At 46.0% G+C, this 13,692-nt stretch carries 22 protein-coding genes; 16 read left to right on the top strand and 6 right to left on the bottom strand.

Annotated features, from left to right (window positions below; genetic code table 11):
- Nucleotides 1-4 precede the first annotated feature (4 nt).
- The 3 genes from ACK3SF_RS01690 to ACK3SF_RS01680 form a co-directional block, all read right to left on the bottom strand.
- Complete coding sequence (locus tag ACK3SF_RS01690; RefSeq protein ID WP_414838094.1) at nt 5-613, bottom strand: hypothetical protein; 609 nt, start codon at nt 611-613, stop codon at nt 5-7.
- A 50-nt stretch (nt 614-663) separates the two neighbouring features.
- A complete protein-coding gene (locus ACK3SF_RS01685) occupies nt 664-831 on the bottom strand; it encodes a hypothetical protein (RefSeq protein ID WP_414838093.1) in 168 nt (55 codons plus the stop codon).
- A gap of 87 nt (nt 832-918) precedes the next feature.
- Entirely contained in the window at nt 919-1,584 is a 666-nt protein-coding gene (locus tag ACK3SF_RS01680; RefSeq protein WP_414838092.1) for a LamG domain-containing protein, read from the bottom strand.
- 95 nt (nt 1,585-1,679) lie between these two features.
- On the opposite strand from ACK3SF_RS01680, the gene ACK3SF_RS01675 reads away from it, so the two are divergent.
- From ACK3SF_RS01675 to ACK3SF_RS01655, 5 genes are read left to right on the top strand one after another with little or no spacing between them, the layout of a single operon-like run.
- A complete protein-coding gene (locus ACK3SF_RS01675; protein WP_414838091.1) occupies nt 1,680-2,018 on the top strand; it encodes a hypothetical protein in 339 nt (112 codons plus the stop codon).
- Nucleotides 2,019-2,035: 17 nt separating this feature from the next.
- The gene (pcn, locus tag ACK3SF_RS01670) at nt 2,036-2,788 is read left to right on the top strand and encodes a proliferating cell nuclear antigen (pcna) (RefSeq protein WP_414838090.1); all 753 of its coding nucleotides are present in this window, start codon (nt 2,036-2,038) and stop codon (nt 2,786-2,788) included.
- 21 nt (nt 2,789-2,809) lie between these two features.
- On the top strand, nt 2,810-3,571 hold the full coding sequence (locus tag ACK3SF_RS01665) for a hypothetical protein (RefSeq protein ID WP_414838089.1): 762 nt from the start codon (nt 2,810-2,812) through the stop codon (nt 3,569-3,571).
- A 58-nt stretch (nt 3,572-3,629) separates the two neighbouring features.
- Nucleotides 3,630-4,010 carry a hypothetical protein gene (locus ACK3SF_RS01660; RefSeq protein WP_414838088.1) on the top strand — a complete coding sequence of 127 codons (381 nt, stop codon included), beginning with the start codon at nt 3,630-3,632 and terminating at the stop codon, nt 4,008-4,010.
- Nucleotides 4,000-5,112, top strand: coding sequence for an aminotransferase class V-fold PLP-dependent enzyme (locus ACK3SF_RS01655; RefSeq protein ID WP_414838087.1), 1,113 nt, complete (start codon nt 4,000-4,002; stop codon nt 5,110-5,112). The genes ACK3SF_RS01660 and ACK3SF_RS01655 overlap by 11 nt, the downstream gene beginning before the upstream one ends.
- Here the strand turns inward: ACK3SF_RS01655 and ACK3SF_RS01650 are convergent.
- A complete protein-coding gene (locus ACK3SF_RS01650; RefSeq protein WP_414838086.1) occupies nt 5,101-5,499 on the bottom strand; it encodes an ArsR family transcriptional regulator in 399 nt (132 codons plus the stop codon). The two genes, ACK3SF_RS01655 and ACK3SF_RS01650, sit on opposite strands and share 12 nt — an antisense overlap.
- Nucleotides 5,500-5,557: 58 nt before the next feature.
- Nucleotides 5,558-6,286: a class I SAM-dependent methyltransferase gene (locus tag ACK3SF_RS01645; protein WP_414838085.1), complete on the bottom strand. Its 729-nt coding sequence runs from the start codon at nt 6,284-6,286 to the stop codon at nt 5,558-5,560.
- 100 nt (nt 6,287-6,386) lie between these two features.
- On the opposite strand from ACK3SF_RS01645, the gene ACK3SF_RS01640 reads away from it, so the two are divergent.
- From ACK3SF_RS01640 to ACK3SF_RS01620, 5 genes are read left to right on the top strand one after another with little or no spacing between them, the layout of a single operon-like run.
- Nucleotides 6,387-7,739: a DNA primase small subunit domain-containing protein gene (locus tag ACK3SF_RS01640; protein ID WP_414838084.1), complete on the top strand. Its 1,353-nt coding sequence runs from the start codon at nt 6,387-6,389 to the stop codon at nt 7,737-7,739.
- A 48-nt stretch (nt 7,740-7,787) separates the two neighbouring features.
- Nucleotides 7,788-8,444, top strand: coding sequence for a hypothetical protein (locus ACK3SF_RS01635; RefSeq protein WP_414838083.1), 657 nt, complete (start codon nt 7,788-7,790; stop codon nt 8,442-8,444).
- Complete coding sequence (gene pyrH, locus ACK3SF_RS01630) at nt 8,445-9,077, top strand: UMP kinase (RefSeq protein ID WP_414838082.1); 633 nt, start codon at nt 8,445-8,447, stop codon at nt 9,075-9,077.
- 58 nt (nt 9,078-9,135) lie between these two features.
- Nucleotides 9,136-9,438, top strand: a complete 303-nt coding sequence (locus ACK3SF_RS01625; RefSeq protein WP_414838081.1) for a 50S ribosomal protein L44e — start codon at nt 9,136-9,138, stop codon at nt 9,436-9,438.
- Nucleotides 9,439-9,443: 5 nt separating this feature from the next.
- Entirely contained in the window at nt 9,444-9,629 is a 186-nt protein-coding gene (locus ACK3SF_RS01620; protein ID WP_414838080.1) for a 30S ribosomal protein S27e, read from the top strand.
- Nucleotides 9,630-9,654: 25 nt separating this feature from the next.
- On the opposite strand, the gene ACK3SF_RS01615 is transcribed toward ACK3SF_RS01620, so the two are convergent.
- On the bottom strand, nt 9,655-10,296 hold the full coding sequence (locus ACK3SF_RS01615; protein ID WP_414838079.1) for a LamG domain-containing protein: 642 nt from the start codon (nt 10,294-10,296) through the stop codon (nt 9,655-9,657).
- Nucleotides 10,297-10,373: 77 nt separating this feature from the next.
- Between ACK3SF_RS01615 and ACK3SF_RS01610 the strand changes: the two genes are divergently transcribed.
- From ACK3SF_RS01610 to ACK3SF_RS01585, 6 genes are all read left to right on the top strand, one after another.
- Entirely contained in the window at nt 10,374-11,129 is a 756-nt protein-coding gene (locus ACK3SF_RS01610) for a S1 RNA-binding domain-containing protein (protein WP_414838078.1), read from the top strand.
- 35 nt (nt 11,130-11,164) lie between these two features.
- Nucleotides 11,165-11,311 (top strand): nucleolar RNA-binding Nop10p family protein, encoded by a 147-nt coding sequence (locus ACK3SF_RS01605; protein WP_414838077.1) that lies wholly within the window; start codon nt 11,165-11,167, stop codon nt 11,309-11,311.
- 3 nt (nt 11,312-11,314) lie between these two features.
- Nucleotides 11,315-12,085: a proteasome assembly chaperone family protein gene (locus tag ACK3SF_RS01600; protein ID WP_414838076.1), complete on the top strand. Its 771-nt coding sequence runs from the start codon at nt 11,315-11,317 to the stop codon at nt 12,083-12,085.
- Nucleotides 12,086-12,110: 25 nt separating this feature from the next.
- Complete coding sequence (locus ACK3SF_RS01595; protein WP_414838075.1) at nt 12,111-12,272, top strand: DNA-directed RNA polymerase subunit K; 162 nt, start codon at nt 12,111-12,113, stop codon at nt 12,270-12,272.
- A 75-nt stretch (nt 12,273-12,347) separates the two neighbouring features.
- Complete coding sequence (locus ACK3SF_RS01590) at nt 12,348-13,469, top strand: enolase C-terminal domain-like protein (protein WP_414838074.1); 1,122 nt, start codon at nt 12,348-12,350, stop codon at nt 13,467-13,469.
- Nucleotides 13,466-13,690: a hypothetical protein gene (locus ACK3SF_RS01585; RefSeq protein WP_414838073.1), complete on the top strand. Its 225-nt coding sequence runs from the start codon at nt 13,466-13,468 to the stop codon at nt 13,688-13,690. The genes ACK3SF_RS01590 and ACK3SF_RS01585 overlap by 4 nt, the downstream gene beginning before the upstream one ends.
- Nucleotides 13,691-13,692 lie beyond the last annotated feature (2 nt).

Genomic DNA, 13,692 nt, shown 5'->3' with positions numbered 1-13,692 from the left:
TTTTTTACTCCTCTGAAATTTTTTCAGAAAACTGCTTTATAGATCCTCTGAGTTCTTTAAGTTCGTCTTCAACGTCTTCCTGACGTTCCTCGAAGCTTTTACTTTCCTGAGAGTTTTCAGCAGAGGCCTCGCGTTCAACTTCCTCCAGCTCTTCCTTTATTTCTGTAGTTTCCTCAAGTTTCTCCTCGTGTTCATCTAGACGTCGATCAAAGCTTGAGGCCTTTTTCTCTATAGACTGTACACGGCTTTCAAGATTCTTAGTGTTTTTGTGCGCCTTCTTCAGCGTTTTCTGCATGCTTTGAAGCGTTTCAACAAGTTCTGATTCAAGATTTTCGATCTCGTCGACTCTCTGCTCTGTTTTTTTCTGCTGGCGGCTTAACTGGACGAAGAAATCCTTCAGTTCTTCGAGATCGACGTCGTCGTTATCCGGTTGTTCAAGTATCTGTGCAAGCTCCTGACGTGTAACAGTGTTCTGGTTGATATTCTCCAGTCGGCCTCCTATATCCTGTACTGCGCTGTCAACAGCGTTCAGATGCGACTCAAGGTTCTCAAGCCGCTGCGCGATATTCTCTATTCCTTCAGCCGTACCGGAACCGCTTCCCAAAAGACCCATAGAACAAAAATGTACTATCCACGTATTTGAAGCTTAACAAAAAATCGGCTTCAGTCACCGGATTCCACATGCTTCTGATTCCTCAGAGCCAGCTCCGCACCTATCACAAACAAGACGAAGCCAAGAACCACGAGAACCACGCCAGCCTCAGCATTCAAACTCACAAAACTGTAGAAAAGACCTACCAGTACAACCATTGCGAAACCCAGGATACTCAACCAGTAACCCAAGTCATGCTTCGACTCCTGATCCACAACAAGAAAATACCAAGGCCTCAATAAAAAACTGTCTGAAAAAGAAAACTCCTAGCTCGACTTCTTAACTGTCGTCTGAAGGCCTCTACTTCCAACACTATACAGGTACTGGATTTCACTTTCTGTCAAAGGCCTGTCGTAGAGTCTTACTTCAGAAATTTTTCCATCAAAAAACGAGCTGTCTCCTCCTCTAGATCCTACAGTCCACGGCGAGCCTTTTGAACTAGCAAGATCTCCAGTATTAGACTTTTGTGCAACAAGTTCATTGTTCAAATATTGGTATTGATTTTCTCCATCGTATATCAAAACAACATGATTCCATGAGTTCAATTCTGGCGAAGTATTCCAGTCCATAGTGTTGGAGTTATTTGCATGGATGTAACTACCCCAAGTGTTCCGACTAGAATTCCAGAATACTCTCAAATTATCATTGTTTGAATCACTGGCATGGCTGAAAATATCCCCTTGATCAGCTCTCGGATAGAACCATCCAGATACGGAAACAGAATTTCCCAGAGAACTATTTCCAAATCCAGAGGGCTCACCAATGCCCACATAATCATTATCTCCATCAAAACTGTATGATGTGTCTCCTAGCAGGCCTGTAACTCGCCGAGTGACTTCTCCAGTTAAAGTTCCGTGATTCTCGTTTCCGGAGTGATCATAGGCCTTCGATCCAGATTCTTCGTTCAAAGGCCAGTATCCGACAAGTGTCATTCCCTGTTTACTGTTTTGTTACAGGCCTGCTTTTACTTGTTTGTGCTGACTGGTGCAGGAGTACAGTTAAAACATTTGTAACCTGTTTCTGTTTCATGCCTGATACTCAAGATAATCAACGTAGAGCGCCTGCAAGGCCTAAAAATATCGAGGATATTGATCCACGTGAAGATATTCGTGTACGTGTAGTTGGAACTGTTCTTTCCATAGATGATGATTCAATCTCTGTGGACGACAGTACAGGTTCTGTTGACGTATTTCTGGAAGAAGATAAGATAGAAGATCTGGAGGAAAGTCAGAGAGTCCGTATCTTCGGACGCGTACTTCCTACACCGGACAGCTTTGAGATCCAGGGAGAGATCGTACAGGACTTTTCCGACGTGGATCCGGACAACTACAGTAGGATTAAAAAAGTTGTATCCACTACTGAATAACAATAAGGTGAAAAATTTTGTTTAAGGCTGAACTAGAAGAAGTCGGACTTGTCAAGGATTCCATGAAAACCATTTCAGATCTTATCAGCGAGGGACTGTTCCAGTTAACCGATGATGGGATCCAGTTGATCGCTGCTGATCCAGCGATGGTTGCACTCGTCGACTTCACTCTTCAGGAAGACGTATTCGAGAGCTATGAACTTGACGAAGAGGAAAAAGTAGGCCTGAACCTTGAAAACTTTTACTCGATCCTCAGAAGAGCAAATTCTGACGATACTATTACTTTTGAACTTGACGAAGATGAGTCAAAGTTCCACATCACTATGGAAGGAGCTTCAACACGAAACTTCTCACTTCCTATCCTCAACCTTTCCGAGGATGACATCCCAAGCACAGATCAGCTTGACTTCACAGTTGAAGCTGAACTGGAGGCCTCAGTACTTGAAGGCGCTGTAAAGGATGCAATGGTAGTTTCGGACTCCGTAACTGTTTCCGCTGACTCGGAAAGCATCCAGATTGTCTCGAAGGGAGATCAGTCGAACGTGGACTTCGAGATCTCCAGCGACGCCGAAGGAGTTATCTCACTTGAGGGAACGGAGGCCTCTTCGATGTTCTCACTTGATTATCTTTCAAAGATGATCAAGGGGAAGAGTCTTTCAGATACTGTCGCTATGAAGCTTGGCGATGACTTCCCGATGAGACTGGAGTTCGTTGTACCTGAAAAAGCTGATCTCAGCTTTGTACTGGCACCGAGAATCGAAGAGGATTAAATTCCTCTAACCTGATTTTCTATGTCCCGCCAGGGAAAGCCTCCGGTAGATTTTTCGATAGATTACAGCGGAGAGATTTTCCCTTCACGTGAGGAGAAAGAGGCCTTCGGATTCAGGCCTCTTGACGTTTTTCTTGTAGATGAAGTTGATTCAGACGATGTTCTGGAGCCGCGTGTGGTTTTCTACGGGGATTCTGGCGAAGAGCTTGTCGAGGATATGGAGAAAGATCTTTTGCTGGCCTCCAGATACGTTCTGGAGGACTTCGATCTCGACAACAGTGTAAGCGTTCCGTGGGATGCAGATAGTTATCCTGTGATTCAGAGGGAGCTTTCTCCTGCTTCTGTGGAAGTAAGCGATGATTTCAGAGGCCTGATGCAGATCCTTGATGAAGGATTTGACGACTTCGATGCCGAGTTCATGTACAAGATGACTACGAGACAGAACGGGAATGTCAACAGATTCATGGACGTCGACAGTTACACCAAACATGTTTCTACAGGGCCTGTAACCGTCTGGCCTGAAACTTTTGGCGTGAACTCTGTCACGGTTTTCCCGCAGAGCTTCAAAGCGATGATAACTCTTTACGAGCAGGAAGTCACCGCTCCAAGGAACGAGGAAGAGATGCGGAAACACGGAATCGGAGGCGACGAGTACTGGGAGACAATCCATCTCGACTACGATGAAGAACCTATCAATGCACTTGAATCAAGTTTACAGCGTCAAGGCCTTGGAACAGAAAGAGATTATCTTCCGCCATCCGTAGTGCCTGAAGAATTCAGATAGAGATCTGTTAGACATCTGTACCAGTAGCCATTTGAGGCCTTTCAGCTAATTTTCTTGCATGATCTGTTTCGTAGGCCTGATAATTTTTGCGTTCCTCGGGATTTTTTCAGCTGTCTACAGGCAGTACGCACTGGAGGCCTTACAGTGTATTAAAAACAGAGCGCAGAGAAATCCGTGTGAGACCGGTTTCGATGAGAAGTACAGGGCCTGGAGCATCGATCTGGCGATGAAGCTTCATCCAGGAATTGCCAGGTTCGTGAACCGGTACTTCAAGGCCATCAACTGGTTCCTGCTGTTGCTGACTGTCTTACTGACTGTGGACGTCGCCCAGTCACTGTACAATCTGTACATCTACGGGACCTGCAACCCGGGAGGAGCTTGCAGCATCGAGCACTTCCTCTGGCTGATGGAAAGGAGGTGGGAAACTCTTGTACCGTGAAGACTTCCCTCTACCCGATGTAACGTATCTTGACAGCGCATGCATGTCCCTCAGGCCTGAAAAAGTCATAGAGAAAGTAAACAGATACTACAGGGAATATCCGGGATGCTCCGGGAGAAGCAGCCACTCGATCTCCCAAAAGGCCTCGAAGGAGCTGGAACAGGCCCGGAGAAAAGTCGCAAATTTTATCGATGCCTCTCGCGGAGAACTGATGTTTACCTCGGGAACGACTGAAGGGATAAATACTGTTGCCAGAGGCCTCGATGTTGAAAGAGTTTTTCTGACGGAAAGAGAGCATAACTCGAACAGAGCGGTGTGGCAGGAACTCGGAGTTGAAACTGTGAACATGGAAGGCCTGGATACGGATTTTCTGGAATCTGAGCTCCGTGAAGGCGATTTACTGAGCGTCTTGCACGTCTCAAATCTTGACGGGAAAGTTTTCGATGTTGAAGAGGCCTGTAGAATCGCGGATGAACAGGGAGCTTACTCACTGATCGATGCTGCGCAGAGTATCCCTCACAGGCCTTTCTCAGTACAGAGTATAGAGCCGGATTTCGTGGCTTTCTCCGGGCACAAGATGCTGGGGCCTTCAGGCACAGGAGGCCTCTACGTCGCAAAAAAGGTTCAGGAAGATCTTTCGCCTCTGAAGTACGGCGGCGGTGCAGTCGAAAATTCCAGTTTCAGTGGGAACGAACGGAAAAGTTTTCCACAGGGATTCGAGCCTGGTCTGAAAAATATCGCCGGCTTCACAGGCCTCGGGGCCGCAGTCGAGTACCTAGAGGATATCGGTATGGAGAAAATCCAGCGGCACGAGGAAAAATTAACGGATGAAATAGTCAGAGGCCTGGAGGAAGCAGATGTGAAAGTTTTCTGCGAAGGCCCGGGGATAGTCTCTGTAGCTTTTAACTCTGTAACTCACGGGGAGGCTGCACAGTACCTTGACAGGAGAGACATAAAGGTCAGAGCCGGCAGACACTGCGTCCATCCATGGTTCAATGACAGAAACTTTGACGGAACTGTCAGAGCCTCCCTACACCTGTACAACACGGAGGAAGACGTGGAAAAGTTTGTTAAAGAAGTCAGAAAGCTTTCAAGGCTGTAGAACAGATTTTACTTCAGGCCGGACTGCTTCGTTCTCTATGACACCTGCTTCGCGTAACTTTTCGACGTGGTAATGTACAGTTGCTCTTGAAACATCGAGTTGGCGGCTGATCGAGGCCTGTGAACATTCATTGAATTTTTCTACGATGAATTTTTTCTTCTCATCTGCAAGAACGTTTAACATGCATTTTTCCCTGCAGAGGCCTTTGAGAGGACAGTTATCGCATTCACTGCGGAGCATCAGGACGTCCTTCTCCCTGACAATCCTCTCGGAGTTATCGGCATGGTGCTGGATGACTCCGTTGGCGAGGCCTGTCTCCTTCTTTAGATCGGAGAAGTTTCTGGGCCTTTCATTCAGTGCGTTGAGGATTTTCGCCAGGTTTCTCACGGCAAGAAGTTTCTACTTGAAAAGTTATACTGTTTTCGCCTGTGAATAGAAAAAATTTCTAGAAATCGTCTTCCATATCGACGCTTGTATAGATTACCGAGTTCGGATCCGGGATATCTGAGCGTCCCCAGGCCTCGAAAGCTTTGTTTATCCGTTCTACAGCGTTGACGTAGGCCTCGTTGTCGGACTTCTTGAAGGCTCCGAACGGGACTACGAAATCGGAGAAAGTTTCTATCTGATCATCCTCGTATTCCTCCAGCCATCCGTTTACAGGCCCATATCCAGTGATCTCTGCCTTGCTTCTCAGATTGCTTTTCGGCATGTTCTCATTTATTTTGTGCATGACAGGATTATGGAATCTGAAGCTTCCTCTGGAGAATACATCGAACGCAAATCCTTTTTCAGCGACTCTGGAGGCCTCCTGTACTACTTCAGGCTCATCTACAACATCAAGGTGCAGCATACGTGGCATAACAACATAATCAAAACTGTTGTCCTGGAAAGGCAGTCTGTGGCCGTCCACCTGGTACTGGGCCTCCGATCTCCCGTTTTCACGGGCTTCAACTAATGGATTTCTCTCTACATCAGCAGAATGCATCTCGTACCACTCTGAAAGGTATTCAGATAGAAGTGCGTCGTTGGAGCCAAGCTCCAGTACTCTGTCTCCTTCTTCAGCGCCGAGGCCTTCAAGCATTTCTCTGTAGTGCTTGTTCTCTTTTTCAAGTATATTCTGGCCTCCGAGGGCGCCATAACGTTCCTCTGAATATCCTTCGTCGTAGTCTGCCATAGGTTTAGACAATCCGGCCAGAATCTTAAATACTGTAATGACTTGGTGGAAAGAACACTTATCGAAAAGTCTTTTTACCGTTTACCGGGAAACTTGAGTTATGGGGGAGAGGGAAAAACCGCAGGACTGGAAGATTCGCCAGTATTATGAACAGGAGGAGCTTGTGAACCGGTTTCTGGACAGAGGCCAGTACCGTGAAGTAGTTCCGACTTATGAAGAAAGTTACGGGCAGAGGCCTGACGCGATAAATTTTCCTGGAGATTTCCAGCAGTTCGTGGAGGATGGCGCAGTAGCGTTCCATGCGTCCGTTGAGAGATGGCGGAATCCTCTGCTGATTGATTCTGTATCAAATCTTGATGATCTCAGGAAGAGCTGGGATCTAGTGATAGATATTGACTGTGATTACAGCTTTGAACTGGCAAAGGAGACAGCTAAACTTGTAATTGAAGAACTAAGACAGCACGGTATCGAAAATATCTCTGTAAAGTTCTCCGGAAACCGCGGATTCCATATCGGCGTTAGAGCTGAGGCCTTCCCTGAGAAAGTAGGCGACGAAGGCATAGCAAATCTTTATCCAGAGCTGGGGCGTGGAATAGTTGATTACATACGTGAAAAGCTTGAAGACGAGCTTGTAGAGAAGGTACGAGATGCAGGATTTGAGGAGGAGATGGAGACGGATGAAGGCCTTGATCCGTATCAAGTGTCTGATATAGAGAACGACTGGGGACAGAGACATCTCTTCCGTATGCCTTACAGTCTTCACGACGGCTCGTGGCTTGTATCACTGCCGATAAGGCCTGAAGAAATTGATGATTTCGAGAAAGAGGACGCTGAGATGGATAAAGTTGATTTTGAGGTAGGATTTCTCGACAGCTTTGAGGAGAACGAAGCCACGAATCTTGTAGTCCAGGCCATGGATTTTATGGAGCAGAAGCGTGAGAAAAGGAAAGAGAAGCGTGTATCAAAGTCTGATAAAGATTTTGAGAGGCCTGATGAGGCGATCTCGGAGAAGCATTTTCCGCCAACGATAAAGAATATTCTGGAAGGCCTGGAGGACGGCAGAAAAAGAGCTTTGTTTGTGCTTGTTAATTTTTACAGAACTGTTGGCTACGGAATGGATGAGATAGAGGCGAAGATCTGGGAGTGGAATGAGAGAAATAAAGAGCCTTTACGCGATTCTTATGTTAAAGGACAGCTTAACTGGCACAGGAAGAGAAGTGAGATTGTTCCTCCTCCGAACTATGATTCCAACGGATATTACAAGGATATGCAGGTGTATGAGGGAGATTCTCTCGAGGAGAAAGTTTCTAATCCTGTGAGTTATGTTTTCAGAAAGGTGAAGAATCGTAGTGACGATGACGACGATGAAGATGATCTTGTCTGTCCTTACTGTGGTAAAGAGTACGAGATGGAGAGTTACTACAAGAAGCACGTTCAGGAATGCTTCGAGTGAAAGTTTTTGTTGAAGGATAAAAAGCTTTGATAACAGGTTCTAGGTATAATGAGTGAGGATTCTGAAAACGTTCTGACGTTCAGCGAACTCCGGAAAAAACAGAAGAAGGAGAACAAACAGCAGGAACTTGTGGAACTTGATGACAAGTTTCTCTTGAGGACTGCCAACTACTTCCAGCAGAAGAAACAGGCCGAAGGAGAGTCACGAGAATATCAGAATGCTCGCAGAGTCCTTGACAAGATAATATCACTCAGAGAGGAGAAAATAGTGAAGAAAGCCCGTCTGTCATCAAACACGGGAAGTGTAAAGAGCTCAAAGCTGAATCTTCTTCCAGAGGAGCAGGAACTTTTCCGCGACATGAAAGACATGTTCGACAGACATCATGACAGAGTTGACAGCATGATAGAGTCAACGGAGAAAGGCCTGTCCAGCATGGAGGAAGAGGCCTCTGAAGAAGTTACTGAGGAAATAGATAACGGGCCTGCTATGGATGAAGACGATAAAAGTGAAGAAGACGAAGAGGCCGAAGATGAAGTAGATGTTGAGGATGGCTACAATCTTGTTGAGATAACTTCAAGCGTTCCAGAGTTCATGGGAACTGATCTCGAGGCCTACGGGCCTTTCGACGAAGGGGATGAAGTAGAAATCCCTGAGGATAATGCAGAGATACTTGTGAATCGTGGAAACGCCGAGGTGGTGAAATAGATGGTTGAAAAAGTTTTTGCCGTCGGTGGAACAGTTATACAGGATAATCTGGAGAGGATCAATGATTTCGCAGAGGCCTTTCCTGATGAGCAGATCGCTGTAGTTACAGGAGCCGGAAAATTAAACAGATATCAGAGTGCTGTAAAGGGAAATAATGGAGAGAAAGATCTGATCGGTATAAAGGCTACAAGGCTTCACGCTCAGACTTTGCTGACGGCTATGGATGATACGTATCCTGAAGTACCTGAAAGGCCTGAAGAAGTTCAGAAGGCAGCTTCCTCCGGGATGAATGTTGTCATGGGAGGCCTTGTGCCCGGCTATTCCACGGATGCTGTTGCGGCTACTGTTGCAGAGTTACTTGATGCTGATCTGTACATCGCGACTACTGTTGACGGCGTGTACACCGATGATCCGGAGAAAGTTGAAGACGCCAGAAAGTTCGATGAGATCACTGTCGAAGAGCTTCTGGATATCACAGGAGGGAGCAACGAGCCAGGTATATACTCTGTCGTGGATGAGGCTGCTGTGCGTTTGATAGAGCGCTCCATGATAGATACAAAGATTTTCGAGGCCTCTCTCGAGAACCTGGAGAGTCCTGAAGAGGCCTCCGGGACAAGGATCATTCACAGGTAAAAGAATTTTCAGGAGGACGGGGTTGTCCTTTTAAAGTTTAACACCATTTGTTCTTTGTATGGTTACGATTCCAAAAGAGCAGAGACGTTACTGCCCGAGCTGTGATGAACACACCGACCAGACAGTCAAAGAGGTCACCAATCAAACAGCTAGCCCTATGAAGAAGAAGCACAGGAAGCGACAGAGAAAAATTGATAACGGATACGGAAGCTTCCCTTACGAGAATCCTGCTAATCGGGCAAGAGGAGGAAGCAACCCTACATCAGGCAACAAGGATCTACAGTTCACATGTACAGAATGCGGTAAATCCTGGAAACCTAACAACTCGATCAGAGCTGCAAAGTTCGAGATCGAAAGATAAAACAAGTGATTATATCAATGGCACAGAAATTTATTAGAGCAGAATGCAGCGAATGTGGAAATCAGCAAGTAATCTTCTCAAGGCCTTCCGAAGAAGTACAATGCCTTGTCTGCAGTGAAGTTCTCGCGCATCCTACAGGAGGAAAAGCAGACTTGAATGCAGAAGTAGTAGAAGAACTCGAAGTAGAATAAATTTTCTCTACTCCCTTTTCTTATCTCAGGAAGTTTTCTTGGAAGTTGTCTGAAGGCCTCTACTCCCAACTTGATAGAGGTACTGGACTTCACGTTCTGTGATAGGCCTATTGTAGATACGGACTTCGGAGATTTTTCCTTGTGTGTAGTTAGTTGATCTGGGGCTTCTTCCTGTTTGCCAGGTAATATTGTTTGTGTTATGTGTCAGGTTCTGGCTGGAGTTATCCTGTTTTCCGTCTATGAAAATTCTGGCTTGATTTCCGTCCCATGTGGCGCCTACGTGATGCCACTGGGATTCCTGGATCTGAGAGTCTGAGTCGAAGCGATCATCGGAGGTGTGAAATCTTATTCCGCCTTGATCGTTTTGAAGTAGTTCGTAAGATCTGCCGCCTACAGAGTTTTCTCCTCCGTACTTGCTGATCAGTGAATCGTAATTGGAGATATCTGTAATGTATATCCAGCAAAACATTGATACCTTGCTGAAGTTCTTTGAAAATCCGTAGTCAACGTAGCTATCTGACCCGTTGAAATTATAGGCATTATCTCCCAGAAGGCCTGTTGTTCCCTGTGTAACCCCTCCATTCACTGTGCCGTGATTATCGTTGCCGGAGTGATCATAGGCCTTTCCGGAGTTTTCGTTGAGAGGCCAGTAGCCGATTAAAGTCATCTGTACTTGAGTTTTAGTTGGAGAGGCCTTTATGTTTTTCAGTTTATTTTTAAAGTTGTCTTGCGTTTTGTGTATTTATGAGATGGTACAAGGATAGGCCTGAGGAAGGAGATTTTGTTGTTGTAACTCTTACTGATGTTGACAAGAACTCTGCTTATGCAGATCTTGAGGAGTACGAGGACGTTGAAGGCCTTATCCATATCTCCGAGGTTTCACGTTCCTGGGTTCAGGATATGACTAAAGAACTCAGTGAGGGTGAGAAGAATGTTGCACAGGTTATTGACGCAGAGGGAGATACTGTTACTCTGTCTTTGAAGCGTGTAAATGATAATAACAAGCGCGATACGATGGAGCGCTGGAAGAAGGAGCAGAAGGCTGAAAGCTTTATCGAGGATCTTGCCGAGAAACTGGATCGTGAAGTCGATGATGTATACGAAGATATCGGGTTCAGGATGCAGGAAGAGTTCGGAAGCTCTTTCTACGGATTTGAGATTTCAGAGGCCGAGGAAGAGAAGCTTCAGAATCTGTTCGATGAAGATGTTGTAGCGGCTATTCAGGACGTTGCAAGAGACAACATCGATCTGAAGCAGGAGAAACTGGAAGGTACACTGGAGCTTTCTTTCCCTCAGGGAGACGGAGTTGAACGTATCAAGGAAGTTCTCTCCGATATAAATGACGGCGTTGAAGTGAAGTACATCTCCGCTCCAGAGTACTCTATCACTGCCTGGGGCCGTACACAGGAGCTTGCGAAGAAACGTATCGATAACTCTGTAAGAAATATTCGGGAAAAAGTTGACGAGCTTGACGGGAACTTCGAGTTCTCAAGAGCCTGAAAAATTTTTTCTTTAACTCAGGTGAAAAAGTTACCGTGATTAAAAAGTGTCCAGAGACTAATAGGTACACGTTGAAAGATGAACTTGACGGCGTGAAAACTGTCAAGGCCAGGCCTCCAAAGTTTTCGTTCCCGGACAGGCATGGCAAGTACAGACGCAAAACGAAAAAAGAGGTTGAATAAATTATGAAGACTACAAGAATAGAGATGGAGAAAGATTTTGATGTCGAAAATCCGGTATTTATAGAGGGCCTTGCAGGTATAGGCCACATAGGGAGGAATGTAGTCAGTTACATAGCTGATCATACAGAATCCGAGAAAGTTGGAGAGGTATACTCGCATCACTTCCCTCCTTTCGCTATGGTGACTGACGATAAAACCGTTGAAACAATCAAGAATACTATTTACCAGTTGAAGCGTGACGGAAAGAAAGATCTCGTGCTTCTGGAAGGAAATGCACAGGCCTCAACGCCAGAAGGCCACCACGAAGTAGCTGAGAAAGTTATGGAGATCGTGGAAGATGTAGAGGCCTCTCAAATCGTTACAGTCGGCGGATACGGGCAGGGAGATGTCGTTGAGGATCCTGAAGTATTCGGAGTGACGACTTCCAAGGAAGATCAGGAAAGATACGAGGATATGGGAGTCACTTTCGATCACGATGTAGGCCAGATCGTCGGAGTTTCAGGCCTTCTACTGGGCATCGGAGAGGAAAGAGGATTTGAAGGCGTCTGCGTTCTCGGTGAGACACCTGGCTTCCTGTTGAGCGATCCGAAGTCTACTGAAGAAGTTCTGAAAGTTGTCGAGCAGATCATCGATGTCGACGTTGATTACTCGGAGCTTGATGAAAAAGTGAACGAGTCACAGGATATCCTGAAGAAGGTGCAAAATCTGAAGCAGTCTGAAAGCCCGGAACAGGATCAGAACACCGGAAACACTGATCTCGGGTACATAGGATAAAAAACTTCCTGTGAAGTGAGTAGTTATGAGTTACACGCGATACGAGAGAGCACGGATTCTTGGAGCTCGAAGCCTCCAGCTTGCTCAGGGTGCTCCGGCATTCGTCGACACCGAGGAAGGAGATGCACCTCTGGAGATCAGCAAGAGAGAGCTTAGAGAAGGCAAGCTCCCGATCACAGTAAGATAAAATTTTTCTCTCCACATATTTTTTCTCTACTTTTCCATAAGGCCTTTTTATCCAAGTCTCCACAATTTTTTCTACATGAAAATTGATTCTGTTAAACTGCGGAAGATACTTGATTCAAGAACTAACTACACTGTAGAGGTGGAGATCAACGGCTTCAGCGGGAAGGCTCCTTCAGGGGCCTCAACGGGAACTCATGAGGCGAAATGTTTCGTGCCGGAGGATCTTGAAGGCCTGGAGGAGGAGCTTCAGCAGCTTGAAGGCGAGGTTTTGAATCAAAGAGAGTTTGATCGCCGTCTCCGTGATATAGATGGAAGCGATGATTTCTCACGTATCGGTGCTGTAGGTATTGCGGCCAGTCTTGCTTTCAAACAGGCCTCTGGATTTGATCACGGGAAAGAGTTTCCTCTTCCATTGAGTAATGTTATCGGCGGAGGAGAGCACGGAGGAAACACGAGCATCCAGGAGTTCCTTGTCCTGCCTGTTGAGGCCGAAACTTTTCCCGAAGCTATTGAAATCAACAGGAAAATCTATCAGGATCTGAAAGAGGATTATGCACATCGTATACAGGGAATGAATGATGAAGGTGCTTTGATCACGAGTATGGATGATGAGCAGACTTTGAAGGCCTTGAAAAAGATTGCTGATAGACATGGTGCTCGTATAGGCCTAGATGTTGCTGCCTCAGAGTTCTACAGCGAGGGGAAGTACAGTCTTGGTTCTCTGCGTCAGGAGTTCGATGCTAATGAGCAGTTGAAGTTTATACAGCATCTTATTGATGCATATGATCTGGTTTATGTGGAGGATCCTTTCGATCAGGAGGATTTCCGTATGCATGCCAAGTTGACAAGCCAGAATCCAGATGTGATGATCTGTGGAGATGATCTTTTCACGACTAGCAGAGACAGGCTTCAGGAAGGAGTTGATCACGGGGCTTGTAACAGTCTTATCATCAAGCCGAATCAGATCGGTACTGTTTCTGATACGGAGGATGCTGTTGAACTGGCGGAGGAAGAGGATTATACGCCTGTTATCTCTCATCGGAGCGGTGAGACATGCGACAGCACGATCAGCGATCTGGCTCTGGAGTGGAACTGTCCTGTAATCAAGGCAGGTATCGCAGATATCAGGATTGCAAAACTGAATCGACTGCTGAAACTGTGGGATGAAACAGAGGATAGAGAGGTGTACAGGCCTTGAAAGAACAGAACTTTGAAGTACTGAAGTATACTGCTGCAGCATTTTTCCTCGTTCTTATTTCAGGCCTTGTGGCGAATACTTTCGCTCCGGATACAGAGATTGGCCGTTTGATTGAGTTCGGTGTCCCTCTTCTGACAGGTGTAGCGGCAGGCCTCTGGATACATTTCCGTTTCCGTGATATACTGGACTTGGATCTTGAGAATATCGATCAAAGTGGATGAGG

It is taken from the genome of Candidatus Nanosalina sp. VS9-1, from assembly GCF_047555085.1.
In the GTDB taxonomy this organism is placed as follows: domain Archaea; phylum Nanohalarchaeota; class Nanosalinia; order Nanosalinales; family Nanosalinaceae; genus Nanosalina.
Note: the sequence above shows the minus strand (reverse complement) of the source record. Positions and strands in the feature narration are given on the sequence as shown.

Bases quoted from the DNA above. Each gene is read 5' to 3' on its own strand.
- ACK3SF_RS01690 (WP_414838094.1), bottom strand. From the start codon at position 613: ATGGGTCTTTTGGGAAGCGGTTCCGGTACGGCTGAAGGAATAGAGAAT.
- ACK3SF_RS01680 (WP_414838092.1), bottom strand. From the start codon at position 1,584: ATGACACTTGTCGGATACTGGCCTTTGAACGAAGAATCTGGATCGAAG.
- ACK3SF_RS01675 (WP_414838091.1), top strand. From the start codon at position 1,680: ATGCCTGATACTCAAGATAATCAACGTAGAGCGCCTGCAAGGCCTAAA.
- ACK3SF_RS01665 (WP_414838089.1), top strand. From the start codon at position 2,810: ATGTCCCGCCAGGGAAAGCCTCCGGTAGATTTTTCGATAGATTACAGC.
- ACK3SF_RS01660 (WP_414838088.1), top strand. From the start codon at position 3,630: ATGATCTGTTTCGTAGGCCTGATAATTTTTGCGTTCCTCGGGATTTTT.
- ACK3SF_RS01645 (WP_414838085.1), bottom strand. From the start codon at position 6,286: ATGGCAGACTACGACGAAGGATATTCAGAGGAACGTTATGGCGCCCTC.
- ACK3SF_RS01640 (WP_414838084.1), top strand. From the start codon at position 6,387: ATGGGGGAGAGGGAAAAACCGCAGGACTGGAAGATTCGCCAGTATTAT.
- ACK3SF_RS01635 (WP_414838083.1), top strand. From the start codon at position 7,788: ATGAGTGAGGATTCTGAAAACGTTCTGACGTTCAGCGAACTCCGGAAA.
- pyrH (WP_414838082.1), top strand. From the start codon at position 8,445: ATGGTTGAAAAAGTTTTTGCCGTCGGTGGAACAGTTATACAGGATAAT.
- ACK3SF_RS01625 (WP_414838081.1), top strand. From the start codon at position 9,136: ATGGTTACGATTCCAAAAGAGCAGAGACGTTACTGCCCGAGCTGTGAT.
- ACK3SF_RS01615 (WP_414838079.1), bottom strand. From the start codon at position 10,296: ATGACTTTAATCGGCTACTGGCCTCTCAACGAAAACTCCGGAAAGGCC.
- ACK3SF_RS01610 (WP_414838078.1), top strand. From the start codon at position 10,374: ATGAGATGGTACAAGGATAGGCCTGAGGAAGGAGATTTTGTTGTTGTA.
- ACK3SF_RS01600 (WP_414838076.1), top strand. From the start codon at position 11,315: ATGAAGACTACAAGAATAGAGATGGAGAAAGATTTTGATGTCGAAAAT.
- ACK3SF_RS01595 (WP_414838075.1), top strand. From the start codon at position 12,111: ATGAGTTACACGCGATACGAGAGAGCACGGATTCTTGGAGCTCGAAGC.
- ACK3SF_RS01590 (WP_414838074.1), top strand. From the start codon at position 12,348: ATGAAAATTGATTCTGTTAAACTGCGGAAGATACTTGATTCAAGAACT.